The organism is Variovorax sp. 01N429 (genome assembly GCF_056399425.1).
Genome location: NZ_JBFTRG010000005.1, coordinates 327,739 through 344,855 on the forward strand (window position 1 = coordinate 327,739; position 17,117 = coordinate 344,855).

The 17,117-nt window shown below is 64.6% G+C and carries 18 protein-coding genes; 7 read left to right on the forward strand and 11 right to left on the reverse strand.

Annotated features, from left to right (window positions below; translation table 11 throughout):
• Positions 1–114 precede the first annotated feature (114 nt).
• From AC1DSF_RS12040 to treF, 3 genes are read left to right on the forward strand one after another with little or no spacing between them, the layout of a single operon-like run.
• Positions 115–1,314: an acyl-CoA dehydrogenase gene (locus tag AC1DSF_RS12040; protein ID WP_478128465.1), complete on the forward strand. Its 1,200-nt coding sequence runs from the start codon at positions 115–117 to the stop codon at positions 1,312–1,314.
• Positions 1,314–2,561, forward strand: coding sequence for a CaiB/BaiF CoA transferase family protein (locus AC1DSF_RS12045; RefSeq protein ID WP_478128464.1), 1,248 nt, complete (start codon positions 1,314–1,316; stop codon positions 2,559–2,561). The genes AC1DSF_RS12040 and AC1DSF_RS12045 overlap by 1 nt, the downstream gene beginning before the upstream one ends.
• A complete protein-coding gene (treF, locus tag AC1DSF_RS12050; protein WP_478128463.1) occupies positions 2,558–4,240 on the forward strand; it encodes an alpha,alpha-trehalase TreF in 1,683 nt (560 codons plus the stop codon). The genes AC1DSF_RS12045 and treF overlap by 4 nt, the downstream gene beginning before the upstream one ends.
• Here treF and AC1DSF_RS12055 read toward each other — a convergent pair.
• Complete coding sequence (locus AC1DSF_RS12055; RefSeq protein WP_478182882.1) at positions 4,158–4,436, reverse strand: DUF1127 domain-containing protein; 279 nt, start codon at positions 4,434–4,436, stop codon at positions 4,158–4,160. The two genes, treF and AC1DSF_RS12055, sit on opposite strands and share 83 nt — an antisense overlap.
• 62 nt (positions 4,437–4,498) lie before the next feature.
• Between AC1DSF_RS12055 and AC1DSF_RS12060 the strand changes: the two genes are divergently transcribed.
• On the forward strand, positions 4,499–5,389 hold the full coding sequence (locus tag AC1DSF_RS12060; protein ID WP_478128461.1) for a LysR family transcriptional regulator: 891 nt from the start codon (positions 4,499–4,501) through the stop codon (positions 5,387–5,389).
• 9 nt (positions 5,390–5,398) lie between these two features.
• Here the strand turns inward: AC1DSF_RS12060 and AC1DSF_RS12065 are convergent, their stop codons facing one another.
• The 5 genes from AC1DSF_RS12065 to AC1DSF_RS12085 form a co-directional block, all read right to left on the reverse strand.
• On the reverse strand, positions 5,399–5,863 hold the full coding sequence (locus AC1DSF_RS12065) for a CopD family protein (protein WP_478128460.1): 465 nt from the start codon (positions 5,861–5,863) through the stop codon (positions 5,399–5,401).
• A 48-nt stretch (positions 5,864–5,911) separates the two neighbouring features.
• Positions 5,912–6,811, reverse strand: a complete 900-nt coding sequence (locus tag AC1DSF_RS12070) for a DMT family transporter (RefSeq protein ID WP_478128459.1) — start codon at positions 6,809–6,811, stop codon at positions 5,912–5,914.
• Positions 6,808–7,326 (reverse strand): BON domain-containing protein, encoded by a 519-nt coding sequence (locus AC1DSF_RS12075; protein WP_478128458.1) that lies wholly within the window; start codon positions 7,324–7,326, stop codon positions 6,808–6,810. Before AC1DSF_RS12075 ends, AC1DSF_RS12070 begins: the two co-directional genes overlap by 4 nt.
• The gene (locus tag AC1DSF_RS12080; protein WP_478128501.1) at positions 7,323–7,766 is read right to left on the reverse strand and encodes a flavin reductase family protein; all 444 of its coding nucleotides are present in this window, start codon (positions 7,764–7,766) and stop codon (positions 7,323–7,325) included. Before AC1DSF_RS12080 ends, AC1DSF_RS12075 begins: the two co-directional genes overlap by 4 nt.
• 231 nt (positions 7,767–7,997) lie before the next feature.
• Positions 7,998–9,227, reverse strand: coding sequence for a nucleoside recognition domain-containing protein (locus AC1DSF_RS12085; protein ID WP_478128500.1), 1,230 nt, complete (start codon positions 9,225–9,227; stop codon positions 7,998–8,000).
• A gap of 55 nt (positions 9,228–9,282) precedes the next feature.
• Here AC1DSF_RS12085 and AC1DSF_RS12090 point away from each other — a divergent pair, with 55 nt between their 5' ends.
• The gene (locus tag AC1DSF_RS12090) at positions 9,283–10,818 is read left to right on the forward strand and encodes an alkaline phosphatase D family protein (RefSeq protein ID WP_478128457.1); all 1,536 of its coding nucleotides are present in this window, start codon (positions 9,283–9,285) and stop codon (positions 10,816–10,818) included.
• 7 nt (positions 10,819–10,825) lie between these two features.
• On the opposite strand, the gene AC1DSF_RS12095 is transcribed toward AC1DSF_RS12090, so the two are convergent.
• On the reverse strand, positions 10,826–11,650 hold the full coding sequence (locus AC1DSF_RS12095) for a metallophosphoesterase (RefSeq protein WP_478128456.1): 825 nt from the start codon (positions 11,648–11,650) through the stop codon (positions 10,826–10,828).
• 125 nt (positions 11,651–11,775) lie between these two features.
• On the opposite strand from AC1DSF_RS12095, the gene AC1DSF_RS12100 reads away from it, so the two are divergent.
• Positions 11,776–11,946: a hypothetical protein gene (locus AC1DSF_RS12100; protein WP_478128455.1), complete on the forward strand. Its 171-nt coding sequence runs from the start codon at positions 11,776–11,778 to the stop codon at positions 11,944–11,946.
• 8 nt (positions 11,947–11,954) lie between these two features.
• Here AC1DSF_RS12100 and AC1DSF_RS12105 read toward each other — a convergent pair whose 3' ends face one another.
• Entirely contained in the window at positions 11,955–12,935 is a 981-nt protein-coding gene (locus tag AC1DSF_RS12105) for a LysR family transcriptional regulator (protein WP_478128454.1), read from the reverse strand.
• A gap of 105 nt (positions 12,936–13,040) precedes the next feature.
• Here AC1DSF_RS12105 and AC1DSF_RS12110 point away from each other — a divergent pair, with 105 nt between their 5' ends.
• Positions 13,041–13,547, forward strand: a complete 507-nt coding sequence (locus tag AC1DSF_RS12110; RefSeq protein WP_478182883.1) for a hypothetical protein — start codon at positions 13,041–13,043, stop codon at positions 13,545–13,547.
• A gap of 68 nt (positions 13,548–13,615) precedes the next feature.
• Here AC1DSF_RS12110 and AC1DSF_RS12115 read toward each other — a convergent pair whose 3' ends face one another.
• From AC1DSF_RS12115 to AC1DSF_RS12125, 3 genes are all read right to left on the reverse strand, one after another.
• On the reverse strand, positions 13,616–15,463 hold the full coding sequence (locus AC1DSF_RS12115) for a phosphoenolpyruvate carboxykinase (GTP) (protein ID WP_478182884.1): 1,848 nt from the start codon (positions 15,461–15,463) through the stop codon (positions 13,616–13,618).
• A 170-nt stretch (positions 15,464–15,633) separates the two neighbouring features.
• Positions 15,634–15,789, reverse strand: coding sequence for a hypothetical protein (locus tag AC1DSF_RS12120; RefSeq protein WP_478128451.1), 156 nt, complete (start codon positions 15,787–15,789; stop codon positions 15,634–15,636).
• Between the two features lie 80 nt (positions 15,790–15,869).
• Entirely contained in the window at positions 15,870–17,069 is a 1,200-nt protein-coding gene (locus AC1DSF_RS12125) for a threonine ammonia-lyase (RefSeq protein WP_478182885.1), read from the reverse strand.
• Between the last annotated feature and the right edge of the window lie 48 nt (positions 17,070–17,117).

Here is a 17,117-nt window from a genome sequence, read left to right on the forward strand (position 1 = left end):
TTGTGCTTTGAAGTGCGCAAAGCGCATAACTCGGTGTCAAAACGTCGTTTGCGCTCGCGTTGCCCCGCGCTTACGATGGCACCCAACTTCAGCACTTCATCTTCGGAGACACACATGGCCAAGCACGCCGCATTTCACTGGGACGATCCGCTCCTGCTCGATCAACAGCTCACGGACGAAGAGCGCATGGTGCGCGATGCCGCCAATGCTTACTGCCAGGAGCGCCTCGCACCGCGCGTGCTCGAAGGCTTCCGCAACGGGGAAACCGATCCGGCGATCTTCCGCGAGATGGGTGCGCTCGGGCTGCTGGGCCCGACCATTCCCGAGCAGTACGGCGGCCCCGGCCTGAACTATGTCTGCTATGGCCTGATCGCCCGCGAAGTCGAGCGCGTCGACTCTGGCTTCCGGTCGATGGCGAGCGTGCAGAGCTCGCTCGTGATGGTGCCCATCAACGAATTCGGCACCGAAGCGCAAAAGCAGAAATACCTGCCCAAGCTCGCGACCGGCGAGTGGATTGGCTGCTTCGGTCTCACCGAGCCCGACCATGGCTCCGATCCCGGCAGCATGGTCACGCGCGCCAAGAAGGTGCCGGGCGGCTATTCGCTCAGCGGCGCCAAGATGTGGATCAGCAACAGCCCGATCGCCGATGTTTTCGTGGTGTGGGCCAAGGAAGTCAGCGAAAGTGGCGCCGTCGGTCCGATCCGCGGCTTCGTGCTCGAGAAGGGCGCCAAGGGCCTCAGCGCTCCGGCCATCCACGGCAAGGTCGGCCTGCGCGCCTCCATCACCGGCGAAATCGTCATGGACAACGTGTTCTGCCCTGAAGAAAACGCCTTTCCCGAAGTGCAGGGACTGAAGGGGCCTTTCACCTGCCTCAATAGCGCCCGCTATGGCATCTCGTGGGGGGCTCTCGGCGCTGCCGAAGATTGCTGGCATCGCGCGCGCACCTACACGCTCGAACGCAAGCAATTCGGCCGTCCCCTCGCCGCCAACCAGCTCATCCAGAAGAAGCTGGCCGACATGCAGACCGAAATCACGCTGGGTCTGCAAGGCTGCCTGCGCCTCGGTCGCATGAAGGACGAGGGCACCGCGTCCGTGGAGGTCACCTCGCTCCTCAAACGCAATTCGTGCGGCAAGGCGCTCGACATCGCGCGGCTGGCGCGCGACATGATGGGCGGCAACGGCATCAGCGATGAGTTCGGCGTGGCGCGGCATCTGGTGAACCTCGAAGTGGTGAACACCTACGAAGGCACGCACGACATCCACGCGCTGATCCTCGGTCGCGCCCAGACGGGCATCGCAGCTTTCGCGAACTGATGTCAGCCGCCGCTGCCGCGCAAGGCGCCCTCGCGGGCCTCAAGGTCCTGGACCTCTCCCGCGTGCTCGCGGGTCCGTGGTGCACGCAGATCCTCGCGGACCTGGGTGCGGACGTCATCAAGATCGAACGCCCCGGTGTCGGCGACGACACGCGCGCCTGGGGGCCGCCGTTCCTGAAGGACGCTGAAGGCAGGGACACCAACCAGGCGACCTACTTCACCGCCTGCAACCGCAACAAGCGCTCCGTCACCATCGACATGGCGACGCCCGAAGGCCAGGCGCTGCTCAGGCAGATGGCGGCTCAGAGCGACATCGTGGTCGAGAACTTCAAGACCGGCGGGCTCAAGCAATACGGGCTCGACCATGAAAGCCTGCGCGCGGCCAATCCGAGGCTCATCTATTGCAGCGTGACGGGGTTCGGCCACGACGGTCCGCACGCCTCGCGCGCGGGCTACGACCTGATGATCCAGGCGACCAGCGGCATGATGAGCATCACCGGGCGTCCCGACGATGTGCCCGGCGGTGGCCCTTTGCGCGTGGGTGTGGCGCTCACCGATCTCTTCACGGGCGTCTATGCGAGCACGGCGATCCTGGCCGCGCTGGAAGTGCGGCATCGCACCGGCGAGGGCCAGCACATCGACATGGCGCTGCTGGACGTCGGCATGGCGATCCTCGCCAACCAGGCGAGCGCCTTCCTCAACACCGGCGTGGCGCCGCAGCGCCAGGGCAACAGCCATCCGAGCCTGGCGCCCTACCAGGACTTCCGCACCAAAGACGGCTCGATGCTGCTGGCGATCGGCAACAACGGCCAGTTCTCCCGCTTCTGCGAGGCCGCCGGGCACGCCGATTGGGCCAGCGATCCGCGCTTTGCCACCAACACGCTGCGCGTCAAGCATCGCGAAGTGCTGATCCCCCAGATGGAAGCCGTCACGCGCACGCGCACCACGGCCGAATGGATATCGCTGCTCGAAGACAAGGCCGTGCCCTGCGGGCCGATCAACGACATCGCACAGGCTTTCGAAGACGATCAAGTCAAGGCGCGCGGGCTTGCCGTGAGCCTGCCGCGCGATGCGGGCGATGGCATCGACCGCATCGTCGGCGTCGCGAGCCCGCTGCGTCTGCAGCGCACGCCGCCGGTGCTGCGCAATGCGCCGCCCGCATTGGGGCAACACACAGATGAGGTGCTGGCCGAAATGGGCCTCGACGAAGCACGCCGCGCCGCGTTGCGCGAGGCAGGCGTGGTGTGAGCCAGGCGGGCACGGCCGGCACGCAGCGCGCGACGCGCGCGGCTGCCGCGCCCGCACCGGACACGCTGACGCCGGCGGACCGCTATCAGGAGCTCTTCGTGGCGGTCCAGAAGGGCCATGTCTTCGCCGACAGCAAGACCTTCGTCGACTGTGCGCCACGCATGGAGCCGGCGGACATCCTTGCCGCATACCGGGCGCAGTCCCCAAAGGCGGGCTTCGACCTGGTGGCCTTCGTGCATGCGCATTTCGACGTCATCGAGCAGGCGCCGTCCAACTACACCTCCGTGCCGGGGCAGCCCATCGGCGCGCACATCGCAGATCTCTGGCCCGTCCTGACGCGGCACCCGAAGTCGCATCCACCGCGGTCTTCGCTCTTGCAGCTTCCGCATTCCTACATCGTTCCGGGCGGGCGCTTTCGGGAGCTCTACTACTGGGATTCGTATTTCACGCTGCTCGGGCTGAACTGCGAAGGCGACGAGGGCCACGCGCGGCTCATGCGCGACATGCTGGAGAACTTCGCCTATCTGATCGATACCTATGGCCATGTGCCGAACGGCAATCGCATCTACTACCTGAGCCGCTCGCAGCCGCCCGTGTTCGCACTCATGGTCGAACTGGCCCAGCAACGGGGCGCAGCGCGCGCAGTCGACTTCCTGCCGCAGCTTCGCCAGGAACATGCGTTTTGGATGAATGGGAGCGATGGCCTGGCGGGAGGGCAGGTCGCGCGCCGCGTCGTGCGCATGGCGGACGGCGCGATGCTCAACCGCTACTGGGACGAACGCGATACGCCGCGCGAGGAGTCGTGGCTCGAAGACATGACGACCGCGCAGTCGTGCAAGCGCAACCCGGCCGAGCTCTTTCGCGACATTCGCGCCGCCTGCGAGTCGGGTTGGGACTTCAGCACGCGCTGGCTGCGTTCACCGCCGCCAGCGCACGCGAACCCGCAGGGCCGCTTGAACGTGCGTGCGGGCACGTCCGCATCGCTTGCGACCATCTGCACGACCGAGATCCTGCCAGTGGACCTGAACGCCTTTCTCTACAAGCTCGAATCGATGATTGCCGCGTTGTCAGGCGAGGCGGGCGACGCCGCGGCGCAGCAGTCATTCGCCGAGCTTGCCGAAGCGCGCAAGGCGGCGATCAACCACTATTTCTGGGACCCGGCTCAAAAGGCTTATTTCGACTATGACTGGCGCCAGGACGAACGGCGCTCCTGTCTGACCGCAGCTTGCGTCACCCCGTTGTTCGTCGGCGCCGCAGAGCCTGCACAAGGGCAGGCGATGGGCGACACCGTCTCGCGCCGGCTGCTGGCGCGTGGAGGCTTTTCAACGACTGAATGCGCCAGCGACCAGCAATGGGACCAGCCCAATGGCTGGGCCGGGCTGCAATGGATCGCGGTGCAGGGCCTGGCCGCGTACGGCCATGAGGATCTTTCGCGCAGCATTGCCAAGCGCTGGCTTGCGACGGTCGCGGCGCTCTACGAGCGCGAGGGCAAGCTGGTCGAGAAATACGCGCTGCGCCGCGTCGAGCATGAAGACACCAAGGGCGGGCACGGCGGCGAATATCCGCTGCAAGACGGCTTCGGCTGGACCAATGGGGTTACCGCAGCATTGCTTGCCGCGCATCCGCAGCATACGGCGCATGCCTGCGTGTCCTGCTCCACGGCGCCGATGCATCGCTGAGCGGCGAGTGCTTCTGAAGCAGCGCCGGAATCTCGCTGCGGCCGACGCCCAGGTCATGCAACTCGCGCTCCGACATCGAGCGCAACAAACCTCGATCTTGCCTCTCCCGCCGGGCGTTGCGGAGCAGGTCAATGAAGGCGGCGAAGAGGGCGGGCTTTGACTGCGGCATGAGTGGCTCCTTGGATGGAAATGCCATCTTGCGAGTCCATGCAGAATTGTGGAAGTTGAGAATTCCAAGGCCTATGATCAGCTTTCCTGATGAGACAACTCAACCTCGACCAACTCCGCACGCTGGTGTCGATCACCGATCTGGGCACCTTTTCCGCCGCCGCAAAGGCGCTGCATCTGGCGCAGCCGACGGTAAGCCTCCATATCAGCGAGCTCGAAGCGCGCCTTGGTGCACGGCTGGTGGTGCGCGGCAACCGTCGTGTGACCCCCACGCCCGCGGGCGCAGCCCTGGTCGAGCGCGCACGGCGTTTGCTGCGTGACGCAGACGATGCCGTCGATGCGGTACGGCGCCAGGCCGAGGGGCGAACCGGGCGGGTGAGACTGGGCACGTCCACTGGCGTGGTGGTCGATCTGCTCCCGCAGGTACTGGAAGCATTGGAGGCAAGCAATGCCGGGATCGATGTCGAGGTGGTCATCCTCGGTTCGAACGACGCCATGGCGCGCCTTGCCATGGGCACGCTCGACATCGGCCTGGTGGCGGTGCCGCAGCCGCCGGTGCGCGAGCTCGTCGTCACGCGCTGGCGCAGTCAGCCGATGATGGCCTTCGTGCCGCGCAAGTGGGGTCCGCCGAAACGCGCAACGCCAGAGTGGCTTGCACAGCGGCCATTGATCTTCAACGATGCCACCACGCACATGTATCACCTCACGATGCAGTGGTTTGCCGCGGCGGGTGAATCGCCGCGCCCGCGCATCGAGCTGAACTATGACGCGGCCATGCACAGCCTCGTCGCGGCCGGCTACGGCGCTGCGGTGCTGCCGGCCAATCCGAGCGCCGAGGCGAATGCCGATCCGCGGGTGCAGGCGCTTGCATTGAGCCCGAAGCTCACGCGCCACCTGGGCATCGCGCATCGGCAGCGGCCGGCGCTCGATGGTGCAACGGCCACGGTGCTGAAAATCCTCATGCAATTCGCCCAGCGGTAGCTCGGAGCGTCAGACCGCCCGGCCCACCACCGCCAGCGCGATCACGACCACGCCGAGCAGCAGGTTGATACGTACCAGCTTGCGGATGAGGTCGAGCGAAGCCGCTGCCACGGGCCATTCGCGCCCCGCGACCGCGCGCTTCAGTCGAGGATAGGGGGCGAAGCGGATGTGCAGGTAGATCGCCATCATGAAAAGCCCCAGGCCGAACATGAGATGCACGTTCCAGCGGACGTTCGCGAAGCCGCCGGCCCGCCAGATGAGCCCGAGGCCGGACGCGAGCAACACGATGATGGCCGCCCAGACGCCCGCGAAGAAGCGAGCGAGCACGTCCGTCATGAAGGGCAGGCGCAGCGGCGGATCGAGCTTTGCAACAGCCGCTGGCCGCACTGCGAAGTGCATGAGCGCCATGCCGCCCACCCAGAAGGCCACGGCAAGAATGTGGATGAAGAGGAGGAGCGGGGCGAGAAGCGGCATGGACGTGAGCATGCGCCAAGCGTAGACGAGATCGCCCGTGTTGAATACTCAAGCCTTCACGCCGCGTCTGTTCACGAGCACGATCCCCAGCGCCACGCCGGTGAGCGCGAGCACCAGTTGCAGCGTGAGCGGCTCCGAAAGAATCACCACGCCGAAGACCAGCGCAAGCAGCGGCGTGAGAAAAGTGAAGGACGAAATCCGCGTCGCAGGGTAGTGCCGCAACATCCACATCCATGCGAGATAGCTGGCGAATGCGCCGATCACGGTCTGCAGACCGATTGAGAGCCATGCGTAGTTCGAATACGCGAACCCCCAATGTTCGCCCAGCAGCAGAGACAGCACCGGAGAGAGCGCCGCGGTGACGGTGATTTGATAGAAGAGCGTTTTTTCGGCGCTGGCCGTCGACAGCCGGGTTGTCCGGATCGCCAGGGTCGTGAGACCCCACAGGACGCCGGCCAGGAGGGCGAGTGCGTCACCGCGCAACTGACCCGAGGTGCTATGGCCGAAGCTCTCGCTGAAAGCGAACACCACGCCGGCGAATGCAATGGCGAGTCCGATCCACTGCGCGCCGCGCAGCCGCTCGGCGGGCACAAAGCGTGGGAGCAACACCGCGACGACAAATGGCGCGGTGTACAGGAACACCGTGAGCCTCGATGCGCTGGTGAGTTGCAGGCCGAGGTAGATGCAGGTGAATTCGCCTGCGAACAGCGCGCCGGCGAGCAGGCCGCCCGGCAACGTTCCGTCGCGCTCGAACAGCGAAACGCCACGCCATTGGCACCAGAGCCACAGCAGCACGACTGCGCCGGTCATGCGGATCGATGCCTGCCACAGCGGCGGCACTTCGGTCACGGTCGTCTTGATGAGGATCTGCTGCAGTCCCCAGAATGCGCAGCAGGCAAGCAGGAGCGCGGTGGCGCGAGTGTCGAGATGGTCCTTGCGTTCGATCATGGATTCGTTTTTCTTGGTGGGTAAGGTGGCTTGCCGCGGGTGCCGACCATGAGGTCCGGCACCACGGTTTCCACCTCATTGACCTTGCGTGCTGCGCTTTCCAGGCGTTGCGCCATTTCGCGCGTCGGGACACAGCCCTGCAGATAGACCCATCGGCGCTGAACTGTGACCCACACGCTGCTGCGGCGCAGGCCGGGCACTGCGGTCAAGGCCTTGCGCACTTCAGGCGCGATGGCCTTGTCGTAGAGGTAGGCATTGCTGTCCTTGCAGCGGCCCGCGAGCCAGCAGCTTGTGCCTCGCTCGAGCCGGCTGTGCATCTGTTCTCGTGCTTCAGCTGCGGAATAGAGCGGCCCGAGCGGCGCCGGGCAGTCCGCGAGGCCTGATGACACCTGGAAAAAAGGGTCGTCGAAGAAATTGCTGCGCTCCCCGCCATCTGCACCGTGCGCCGCCTGCGCCGCCGCACTCGCGAGTACGACGGCCGCTGTCAGCCAACGTGAGCGGCGGCCCGGATTCAAAGCGGATGCTCGGTGTAGAAGCGCCCACCATGGAACAGCAATGGAGATGCGCCCGGGCTGTGCGCGCAGCGCTCGACCTCGCCGACGAAGATCACATGGTCGCCTTCGTCATAGCGGCTGCGATTGAAGCACTCGAAACTGGCTGCCGCGCCGAGCAACACCGGCGCGCCGCCCACGCCTTCGATGAAGGCAACGTCTGCCCAACGGTCGACATCCTTCGTTGCGAAGCGCTCTGCCAGGATCTTCTGGCTGGACGAGAGGATGTTGATCGCATAGTGCGATCCGGTGCTGAGCGCCGCCATCGAAGCGGCGCTGCGCGCGAGGCTCCACAGCACCAGCGGCGGATCGAGCGACACCGAGTTGAACGAGTTGGCGGTGAGCCCGACCAGCGCTCCTTCGGCAGAGCGCGCGGTGACGATCGTGACACCGGTGGCGAACATGCCGAGCGCGGCGCGAAATTCGTCGGTCGAGAAAGAAGGCGGTTGTGCCTGGGCGGGAGCAGTCACGAAGAAGCGGCAAAGTGGAAGGCTATTCTGGCATCTTGACTCGCCCCCAGGTTGGCTCACTTCGTGTAGCCGCCCACCCCCTACCGGGGGCGCTGCCGGTGGCGCGGCGAAGCCGATTCCACAGCAGCCCACGAAAAAACCGGCGCGAGCATCGGGGGAGGTTGATCAGCCGAAGAACCAGTAGCCGACGCCGATCGCAGCGATGACTCCCGCCAGTTCGGCCAGCAACGCGCAGCCCACCGCATGGCGCGCGCGCTGGATGCCGACCGCGCCGAAGTACACCGCGAGCACGTAGAACGTCGTCTCCGTGCTGCCCTGGATCACGGCGGCAACCCGCGCTGCGAAGCTGTCTACTCCCTGGCTCTTCATTGTCTCGATCAGCATCGCGCGCGCCGCGCTGCCCGAGAAAGGCTTCACGAGCGCGGTCGGCAATGCATCGACGAAGCGCGTGTCCCAACCCGCTCGCGCCACGAGCCAGCGGATGCTCTCCAGCGCGAGGTCGAGTGCGCCCGAGGCACGCAGCGCGCCGATGGCGCAGAGCATGGCAACCAGGTAGGGAAGCAGATTCTTCGCGACGTCGAAGCCCTCCTTTGCGCCTTCGACGAAGCATTCATAGACCTTCACGCGTCGCAACGCACCCGCCAGCAGGAAGGCGACGATCAGCCCAAACAACGTGAGGTTGCCGAGCAGCGAAGAGAGCGAAGCCAGCGCTGCCGAGGACAAGGTCGAAAGCAGCGCCATGAACCCCCCGAGCAGCAATGCGCCAGGAAGCAGGTACGCGAGCACCACGGGATCCCATAGCTTCAGCCGCTGCATGAACGCGACCGACAGCAGTCCTACCAGCGTCGATGCGCTGGTGGCGAGGAGGATCGGCAGAAAGACCAGCGTCGGATCGGCCGACCCCTGTTGGGCCCGGTACATGAAGATGGTGACCGGCAACAGCGTCAGCGATGAAGCGTTGAGGACGAGGAACAGGATCTGCGCATTGCTCGCCGTGGTCGTGCTGGGATTGAGCGCCTGCAATTCGCGCATCGCCTTCAACCCGATCGGCGTGGCCGCGTTATCGAGGCCGAGCGCGTTGGCGGCAAAGTTGAGCGTGATGAGGCCGAGCGCAGGATGCCCCGCCGGCACTTCGGGCATCAGCCTCCGGAAGAGCGGCCCGAGCATCCGCGCGAGCAAATTCACGATGCCAGCCGCTTCAGCAATGCGCAGGAAACCGAGCCACAAGGTCAGTGTGCCGAAGAGAAGCACCATCACCTCGACGGACAGCCGCGCCATCGCGAACAGGCTCTCGACGATTGCTGCGAACACGCCGGCGTCGCCGCCGATCAGCCAGCGACCTAGCGCAGCCACTGCTGCCGTCAAGAAGAATCCAAGCCACAAGCCGTTGAGCACGCGTACCCCTTGCTGCCGATGCGGGCCGATCATAGGGGCCGCGACAATTGCGGCGATGAACATCACTCGGAGGGACCTCAACCGCGCTGCGCTCTGGCTCGCGTTGGGGAAGTGGGCCACACCAGTGCGCGCGGGGCCGAAGACGCCGCGTTGGACATCGAATCCATTCACGCTCGGTGTCGCCAGCGGACAGCCGCGGCCGCACAGCGTGGTGATCTGGACGCGTCTCGTGCCAGCGCCGGAAGATGCAGGCGCCGTCCGCACGCACACAGTGCAGTACGAAATCTTTGCCGACGAGAGCTTGCGGCGGCCGGTGACGCGCGGTGAAGTGACAACGGGCTTGTCGCGCGCGCTGAGTGTTCATGCGGTCGTTCCGGGCTTGCAGCCGCAGCGCGACTATTGGTATCGGTTCACTTGCGGCAACGCGGTGAGCCCGATCGGCCACACGCGCACGGCGCCTGCCGCAGATGCCGATGTCCGCCGAATGCGCTTTGCGCTCGCTTCGTGCCAGCACTACGAGCAGGGGCGCTTCATTGCGCACCGTGAGATCGCCGGACGCGAGCTGGACTTCGTGCTGTTCGTGGGCGACTACATCTACGAAGGCAGCGGCGCCAGCTACGACATCCGCAAGCACGGTACGCGCACGCCGCACTCGCTGGACGAATACCGCGATCGCCATGCGCTCTACAAGGGCGATGCCGATCTGCAAGCCGCGCATGCGGCGCATCCGTGGATCGTGACTTGGGATGATCACGAGGTGGTCAACGACTATGCAGACGATCGCGATCCGGCCTACAGCACCCCAGCGCGCTTCCTGCGGCGTCGCGCGGCTGCCTACCAGGCCTATTTCGAACACATGCCGCTTGAGCTGCCGCCCCAGGGCGCCGCGGTCCGCATTCATGACCACTATGCGTGGGGTCGCTTGGCGGGCCTATGGACACTGGACTGCCGCCAGTTCCGCAGCCACCACGCGTGTCCCGATCCGAAGCGTGATGTGGGTCGCACGTTGATCGAATGCGCCGAACTGGGCGATCCGGCGCGCACCGTGCTGGGCTCCAAGCAGGAGCGTTGGTTGAGCGAAGGTTTGGCGTCTTCGACGCGCAAGTGGAATCTGCTCGGTCAGTCGACCCAGATGAGCGCCACCGGCATCAATACAGCCGAAGGCCGCAAGGTCTGGACGGATGGCTGGGACGGCTACCCCGAAGCGCGCCGCCGTCTTCTTCAAGGCGCGAGCGACGCGGGCGTGCGCAACTTGGTCGTGATGGGTGGCGACGTGCATCGGCATGCGGCCGCGGACCTCCGGGTCCATTCCAACAACCGGGCATCGCCGGTCGTTGCCAGCGAATTCGTCGGCGGTTCGGTAACGTCCCGGGGCGCCAGCGTCGGCGCCATGGCGCGCATGCGCCGCGACAATCCCGACGTCGCGTACGCGCGGGGCGATCAACGCGGCCACGCGCTGTTCGACGTTACGCCCGATCGCATGCAATGCGAGTTTCGGGCGACGCCACATCCCGTGCGGGCCGATTCGGTTTTCGAGACTACGGCCCGCTTCGAGGTAGAAGCGGATGCTGCGGGCGTTCAGCCGTCTTGAAGACGCGTCAGCCGCCCCCGCGAGGCCGCGGCACCTCGATCAGGAGATCGGGCCGAAAGTTCTCCTGCTCGCCCTTCGACATATAGCCCAGCGGGTTGGCGACGACGCGGCAGCCGTCCTTCACATAGTCGAACTGGCAATGCAGATGCCCGTGCAGCCAGAGCTCGGCATAGGGCAGCAGTTCGTCCAGGCTGTTGCAGAAGCCGGCCGTGCCGGGCGTCAGCCCATAACGCGGATCGGCGCTCGCCAGCGTCGGCGCGAAATGCGTGACCGCGACCGTGGTGCCGTCGAAGTTCTCGGCCAAAGCATTTCGCAGCCACGCCTGGCACGTCAGTGAGTGCTCTCTCAGAGGTTCTGCAAGAAAGAGTTCACCAGCGCGGAGCGTGCCTGCCTTCTCGAGATAGAAATTGGCTGCGCGCATCGCCTTGCCGCGTTTCTTGAAAGCCTCGGCCATGCTGTCCGTCGGCTCCACGAGTGCATCGAAATCAGCCCACAGCGTGGTGCCGACAAAGCGGACTTCGTCAATGACGAGGATTTCGCGCTCGAGCCACTGAATATCGAGTCCGTCGCAAGTCTCACGCAAGCGCGTGTGGATCTCGTCGAAGTCGGCGTTGTCGTATTCGTGGTTGCCCGGCACGTACAGGACCGGGACCGGCCATCCGTGGCGAGGCGAAAAGCGGCCCAGTCCGAAGTCCGGTTCCAGCAGCCTCGAACCTGACTGGTAAGAGCCAATGTCGCCGGCAAGTACCAGCAGATCGGCACCGGGGGCCGGCGCAATCTCAAGTTGCGGATGCACCTCGATGTGCAGGTCGGAGAGCAACTGGAGCTTCATGATGAATGCAGTCTAGATGAGGAGGTCATGCGCTGCATGCATAAAGTTCAACTTGAAGCATTGGGGAAAACCCTTAATCTTCAATCCATCGTTACTTCAAGCGCGCGCAAAAGCGGCGCACCATCATGTTCAGCTTGATCGCCCAAGTGGCAAGTTTCTTTTTCTCTTCCAATGCCGTGACCTCCAATCCGGCCACCGCGCTGATGGAATCGGCCGACGTTCGCGCTGGCCTCGATGCGCATCATGCCCAGGAACTGCGCGCTGCGGCCAGCGCCTGGCTCAGCGTCATCCGCTGATCAGCCTCCTACCTTCCTGCTCTCCTGCCCAGCGGCGACCCTTCGAACGCGGCGCTCGCCGACCGCAGCAGCGCCTGCCGTAGCCATTCGTGCGCGTGCGCATGCTGCGCGCGCCGATGCCAGAGCGCATCCACATGCACGTGCGGCTGATCGAATGGCAGATCGCGCAAGACGAGCTGGTCGTCGATTCCCGTGACACGAACGAAATGACGCGGCATGACGGTCAGCAGATCAGAATTCGCGACCACGCGGCCCGCGGTGAAAAACTGGTTGACTGTGACCACGATGCGCCGCTCGCGCCCGAGCGCACCCAGCGTCTGGTCGATGAAGCCGTGCGGGCGTCCGGAAAAACTGACGAGCAGATGACGGGCGGCGCAGTAGCTGTCGAGCGTCAGGGGCGCAGCGGCCAGCGGGTGATCGCGCCGCATCACGCAAACGTATTCGCCCACGTAGAGCCGTTGGGTTTCGAAGGGCGTGCCGTCCCCCGACTGACCACGCGCAGACAAGCTGGCGACCACGGCCGGAAAGTAGCCAATCGCAACGTCGACCTCTTCGCTTTCGAGCATGCGGCGCGGATCGCGCGTGGTGAGAGGCAGCACGCGCAGCGAAACGGCGCGCGCTTCGGTCTCAACGATCTTGATCAGGCCTGGCATGAGTTCGGCTGCCGTCGCATCCGCCATCGCCAGAAGAAAAGTCGTGCTTGCGCCGCTTGCGTCGAACTCGCCAGGGGCAAGAGTGTGCTGAAGCTGCCGCAGCGCATCGCGCACCGTGGGCCAAAGCGCCAAGGCGCGCGGCGTCGGCTCGACGCCGGGGCCTGAGCGTCGCACGAGATCGTCCCCGAGCACCTCGCGCAATCGCCTGAGCGCGTTGCTCACCGCCGGCTGCGTGATGGAGAGGTTTCGCGCCGCGCGCGTGAGATTGCGCTCCGCCATGACTTCGTCGAACACGCGAAGGAGGTTGAGGTCGAGTGTGCGGAAGTTGATGTCCATCATTAGGCTGAATGATAGACATCAGAAAGATAAATTAGATAAACACTAGGGTAACCCCTAATATCAGCGCATCGCCTCCGATTTTGTTCACCTTTGGAGCACCTCATGACCCACTTCGTACACGTAGATACTCCTGCAACCCACCCCGGCGTGCTTCGCGCAGAGGCTGTGATCGAGCGCGTTCGCCGCTCGCGTCTCGGCTTCGACAGTTCGCGCGGCTTGGCCGCTTTGCTCCTGGCCGCCATCGTTTCATCACTGCTGGTGGTTGCCGACAAGCTCATGTCGACCACTGAAGAGGGTGGCCTGCTCGTCGCCTGGGTGGTGCTCTGGGGTGTGGCCTTCGTGGGCATGGCCCTCTTCGCCGGCACGGCCCGTTCGCTGGCGGTCCGTGGGATTGCAGCCGCCCGCAAGGTGGCGCGCCATCGTGCAGCGGCACGCGCCGATGAAGAATTCATGGCGTATGCAAAGTACGACACCCGTATCCTCCTCGACCTCGAAGTGGCTGCCTTGCGCCAGGAACGGCCGCAATTCAGCACCGCGACCGCGGCAGTCGGATCCGAGGACGCCGTGCCGTCGTTCCGGAATGCACTGCGCAGCGTCGGCTACTACTGATCTGGTCGAACCGCGCTCATGCAAAAAGCCGCCGAAAGGCGGCTTTTTCTTTGGCCGAACGCGAAGGCTCAGGCAGCGAGACGCTGCTCGATGGCGGCCTTCGTTGCCGGCAACTCCTTCGGAAGATGATGGTCCAGTTGCTGGAAAAGCTCTGCGTGGAGCTTCAATTCAGCTTGCCACGCCGCCTTGTCGATACTGGTGACGGTGTTGAACTGTTCGGCGCTGAAGTCCAGGCCCGTCCAGTTGAGGTCTTCATAGCGCGGGCTCACGCCAAAGACGTGCTCGGTGCCTTCGGCCTTTTGGTCGATGCGATCGATCATCCACTTCAGCACCCGCATGTTCTCGCCGTAGCCTGGCCACACGAACTTGCCGTCAGCGCCCTTGCGGAACCAGTTCGTGGTGTAGATCTTTGGCAGACGTGCGCCGGAAGCTTCGAGCTTCTTGCCGAGATCGAGCCAATGCTGGAAATAGTCGCTCATGTTGTAGCCGGCAAACGGCAGCATCGCGAACGGATCGCGCCGGACGACGCCTTGCTGGCCGGCAGCTGCGGCGGTCGTTTCGGAGCCCATGGTCGCTGCCATGTAGACGCCTTCCACCCAGTTGCGGGCTTCGGTCACGAGCGGAACGGTCGTCGAACGGCGGCCGCCGAAGATGAAGGCGTCGATTGCCACGCCCTTCGGATCGTCCCAGGCTTCGTCGAGCGCCGGGTTGTTGATGGCGGACACCGTGAAGCGCGCATTCGGATGCGCCGCCTTTGCACCCGTTTCCTTGGCGATGGCCGGGGTCCAGTCCTTGCCTTGCCAATCGATCGCGTGGGCGGGGGGCTCGCTCATGCCTTCCCACCAGACGTCGCCGTCGTCGGTCAAGGCGACGTTGGTGAAGATCACGTCATGGTCCAGGCTCGCCATGCAATTCGGATTGGTCTGCATGTTCGTGCCCGGCGCCACGCCGAAGTAGCCCGCTTCGGGGTTGATGGCATAGAGCTTGCCGTCGGCGCCGGGCTTGATCCAGGCGATGTCGTCGCCGATGGTGGTGACCTTCCAGCCTCCGAAGCCCGCTGGCGGGATGAGCATCGCAAAGTTGGTCTTGCCGCAGGCGCTGGGGAATGCGGCCGCCACATGGCGCTTCTTGCCTTCGGGGCTCGTGACGCCCAGGATCAGCATGTGCTCGGCGAGCCAGCCTTCGTCGCGGCCCATGTTCGATGCGATGCGCAGCGCAAAGCACTTCTTGCCCAGCAACGCGTTGCCGCCGTAGCCCGAGCCGTAGCTCCAGATTTCGCGCGTCTCAGGGTAGTGGACGATGTACTTCGTCTTGTTGCAGGGCCAGGAGACGTCCTTTTGCCCGGCTTCGAGCGGCGCGCCGACCGTGTGCACGCAAGGCACGAAGTCGCCTTCGGCGCCCAGCACGTCGTACACGGCCTTGCCCATGCGGGTCATGATCTTCATGTTGACTGCCACATACGGGCTGTCGGACAACTCGATGCCGATGTGCGCGATGGGCGAGCCCAAGGGGCCCATGCTGAAGGGCACGACGTACATGGTGCGGCCCTTCATGCAGCCGTCGAACAGCGGCTGGAGCGTTGCGCGCATCTCGTCAGGGGCCATCCAGTTGTTGGTGGGGCCGGCGTCTTCCTTTTTCGCGGAGCAGATGAAGGTGCGGTCTTCCACTCGCGCGACGTCGCTCGGGTCGGAAGTTGCCAGAAAGGAGTTCGGCCGCTTGGCGGGATTCAGCTTCTTGAAAGTGCCGGCATCGACCATGAGTTGGCAGAGACGGTCATATTCCTCGGCGCTGCCGTCGCACCAGTGGACGGCGGCCGGCTTGCACAACGCGGCCATTTCTGCCACCCAGGCGATCAGCCTGGCGTGCTTGACATAAGAGGGGGCCTGAATGGCGAGTCCCTTCAGCGGTGCGTTCATCGAAATCTCCTAAGTTGAAAATCGTCTTTTCGAAGGGGACTCGGCGCCGAGGACGGCGAGATCCATTTGAAAAAACGTTTCAGTCTCTGAAGAGTGGGGCCGGGTGTCAGCCAGCACGGACCGCAAGATGGGGCCGGACGATGCCGACCCCTGATTCGGCTAGAGGCGAATCAAGCCATGTAGATGGCGATGGATGCCAAAAGGAGCATCAGCACTCCGCCGACGATCGGCAGGACGAGGGGCATCAGATGAACGATCGACTCGACCGCGTCTTTTTCGACGGCGGCCGCATGGCCGGGTTCAATGGGAGTTGTTGGGTTGGTCATCAGGATTCCTCGGGTTCTCAGGACTGAGAGTCATTTTAGAGGCGGCCCGGCGGGTCGCAGTCTAGGGGGTTGCCAGAGCCTCAGTGCTGCTCGATAGCTTCGAATCCGGCAGCTCTCAGCGCAATGAGAACGCTCGAAAGATGTTCCCGCCCGCGCGTCTGGAGCACCAGTTCGATGTCTACGTTCTGGGCCGCAAGCATGGTGAACGCGCGTTGATGGTGCACTTCGTCGATGTTGGCGCCCGCTTGCGCCACAGTGGCCGTGATATGGGCCAGGGAGCCCGGTATGTCGCGCGCACTGACGCGCACGCGCGCCAGCCGTCCGGCCCGCACCATCCCGCGTTCGATGATCGCTGCCAGCAGCAGCGGATCGATGTTCCCGCCCGAGAGCACCAGCCCGACCCGCTTGCCCTTGAAGCGGGCCGGATGCCTGATCAGTGCCGCGAGACCCGCGGCACCAGCCCCTTCGACCAGCGTCTTCTCGATTTCGAGAAGCATCAGCACCGCTTGCTCGATGTCGCCCTCGTCGACCAGCACCAGGTCGTCGACCAGCCGGCCGATGATCTCTTGCGTCAATGCTCCCGGCGTTCCGACCGCGATGCCTTCGGCGATGGTGTTGGTGCCCTGCGGGTGCGCGGTGCCCTTCACGGCATTGACCATGGCTGGAAAGCGCGTGGTCTGCACGCCGACGATTTCGATGTCCGGTCTGCGTGCGCGTGCGGCAACCGCCATGCCGGCAATCAATCCGCCGCCGCCGACGGACACCACCAGCGTGTCGAGATCCGGAACCGCATCGAGCATTTCGAGCGCGACCGTGCCTTGTCCCGCAATGATCGCGTTGTCGTCATACGGGTGAACGAAAGCCAGGCCTTCCCGTTCGGCCAACTCCAGGGCGTGCGCGCGTGCGCTGTCGAGGGTGTCGCCGTGGAGCACGATCTCGGCACCGAAACCGCGAGTCCGCTCGATCTTCACGCCGGGCGTGAACCGTGGCATGACGATCAATGCCCGCAAGCCGAGGCGCTGCGCGTGGTAAGCCACGCCTTGGGCGTGGTTTCCGGCCGACATCGCGATCACGCCACGCGTGCCGACCTCTGAAAGGTCGACGAGCTTGTTACATGCGCCGCGTTCCTTGAAGGACGCCGAGAACTGGAGGTTTTCGAATTTCAGGAAAACTTGCGCCCCGACGATTTCAGAGAGCGTGCGTGATTCCACGCACGGTGTTTCGAGTATTTGTCCTCTCAGGCGTGCTGCCGCACGTTCGATGTCTTTGATTTCCACCATTGCGAGCATTGTGGACGGATTCGCAACATCCGGGTTTTTACCCGCTTG

What these genes read in the sequence shown, in the direction of transcription:
- AC1DSF_RS12105 (WP_478128454.1), bottom strand. Translation starts at nt 12,935, where the DNA reads ATGGACATCAACTTCCGCACACTCGACCTCAACCTCCTTCGCGTGTTC.
- AC1DSF_RS12060 (WP_478128461.1), top strand. Translation starts at nt 4,499, where the DNA reads ATGAGACAACTCAACCTCGACCAACTCCGCACGCTGGTGTCGATCACC.
- AC1DSF_RS12040 (WP_478128465.1), top strand. Translation starts at nt 115, where the DNA reads ATGGCCAAGCACGCCGCATTTCACTGGGACGATCCGCTCCTGCTCGAT.
- AC1DSF_RS12065 (WP_478128460.1), bottom strand. Translation starts at nt 5,863, where the DNA reads ATGCCGCTTCTCGCCCCGCTCCTCCTCTTCATCCACATTCTTGCCGTG.
- AC1DSF_RS12055 (WP_478182882.1), bottom strand. Translation starts at nt 4,436, where the DNA reads ATGGCATTTCCATCCAAGGAGCCACTCATGCCGCAGTCAAAGCCCGCC.
- AC1DSF_RS12120 (WP_478128451.1), bottom strand. Translation starts at nt 15,789, where the DNA reads ATGACCAACCCAACAACTCCCATTGAACCCGGCCATGCGGCCGCCGTC.
- AC1DSF_RS12080 (WP_478128501.1), bottom strand. Translation starts at nt 7,766, where the DNA reads ATGTTCGCCACCGGTGTCACGATCGTCACCGCGCGCTCTGCCGAAGGA.
- AC1DSF_RS12095 (WP_478128456.1), bottom strand. Translation starts at nt 11,650, where the DNA reads ATGAAGCTCCAGTTGCTCTCCGACCTGCACATCGAGGTGCATCCGCAA.
- AC1DSF_RS12115 (WP_478182884.1), bottom strand. Translation starts at nt 15,463, where the DNA reads ATGAACGCACCGCTGAAGGGACTCGCCATTCAGGCCCCCTCTTATGTC.
- AC1DSF_RS12070 (WP_478128459.1), bottom strand. Translation starts at nt 6,811, where the DNA reads ATGATCGAACGCAAGGACCATCTCGACACTCGCGCCACCGCGCTCCTG.
- AC1DSF_RS12110 (WP_478182883.1), top strand. Translation starts at nt 13,041, where the DNA reads ATGACCCACTTCGTACACGTAGATACTCCTGCAACCCACCCCGGCGTG.
- AC1DSF_RS12100 (WP_478128455.1), top strand. Translation starts at nt 11,776, where the DNA reads ATGTTCAGCTTGATCGCCCAAGTGGCAAGTTTCTTTTTCTCTTCCAAT.
- AC1DSF_RS12090 (WP_478128457.1), top strand. Translation starts at nt 9,283, where the DNA reads ATGAACATCACTCGGAGGGACCTCAACCGCGCTGCGCTCTGGCTCGCG.
- AC1DSF_RS12045 (WP_478128464.1), top strand. Translation starts at nt 1,314, where the DNA reads ATGTCAGCCGCCGCTGCCGCGCAAGGCGCCCTCGCGGGCCTCAAGGTC.
- AC1DSF_RS12125 (WP_478182885.1), bottom strand. Translation starts at nt 17,069, where the DNA reads ATGGTGGAAATCAAAGACATCGAACGTGCGGCAGCACGCCTGAGAGGA.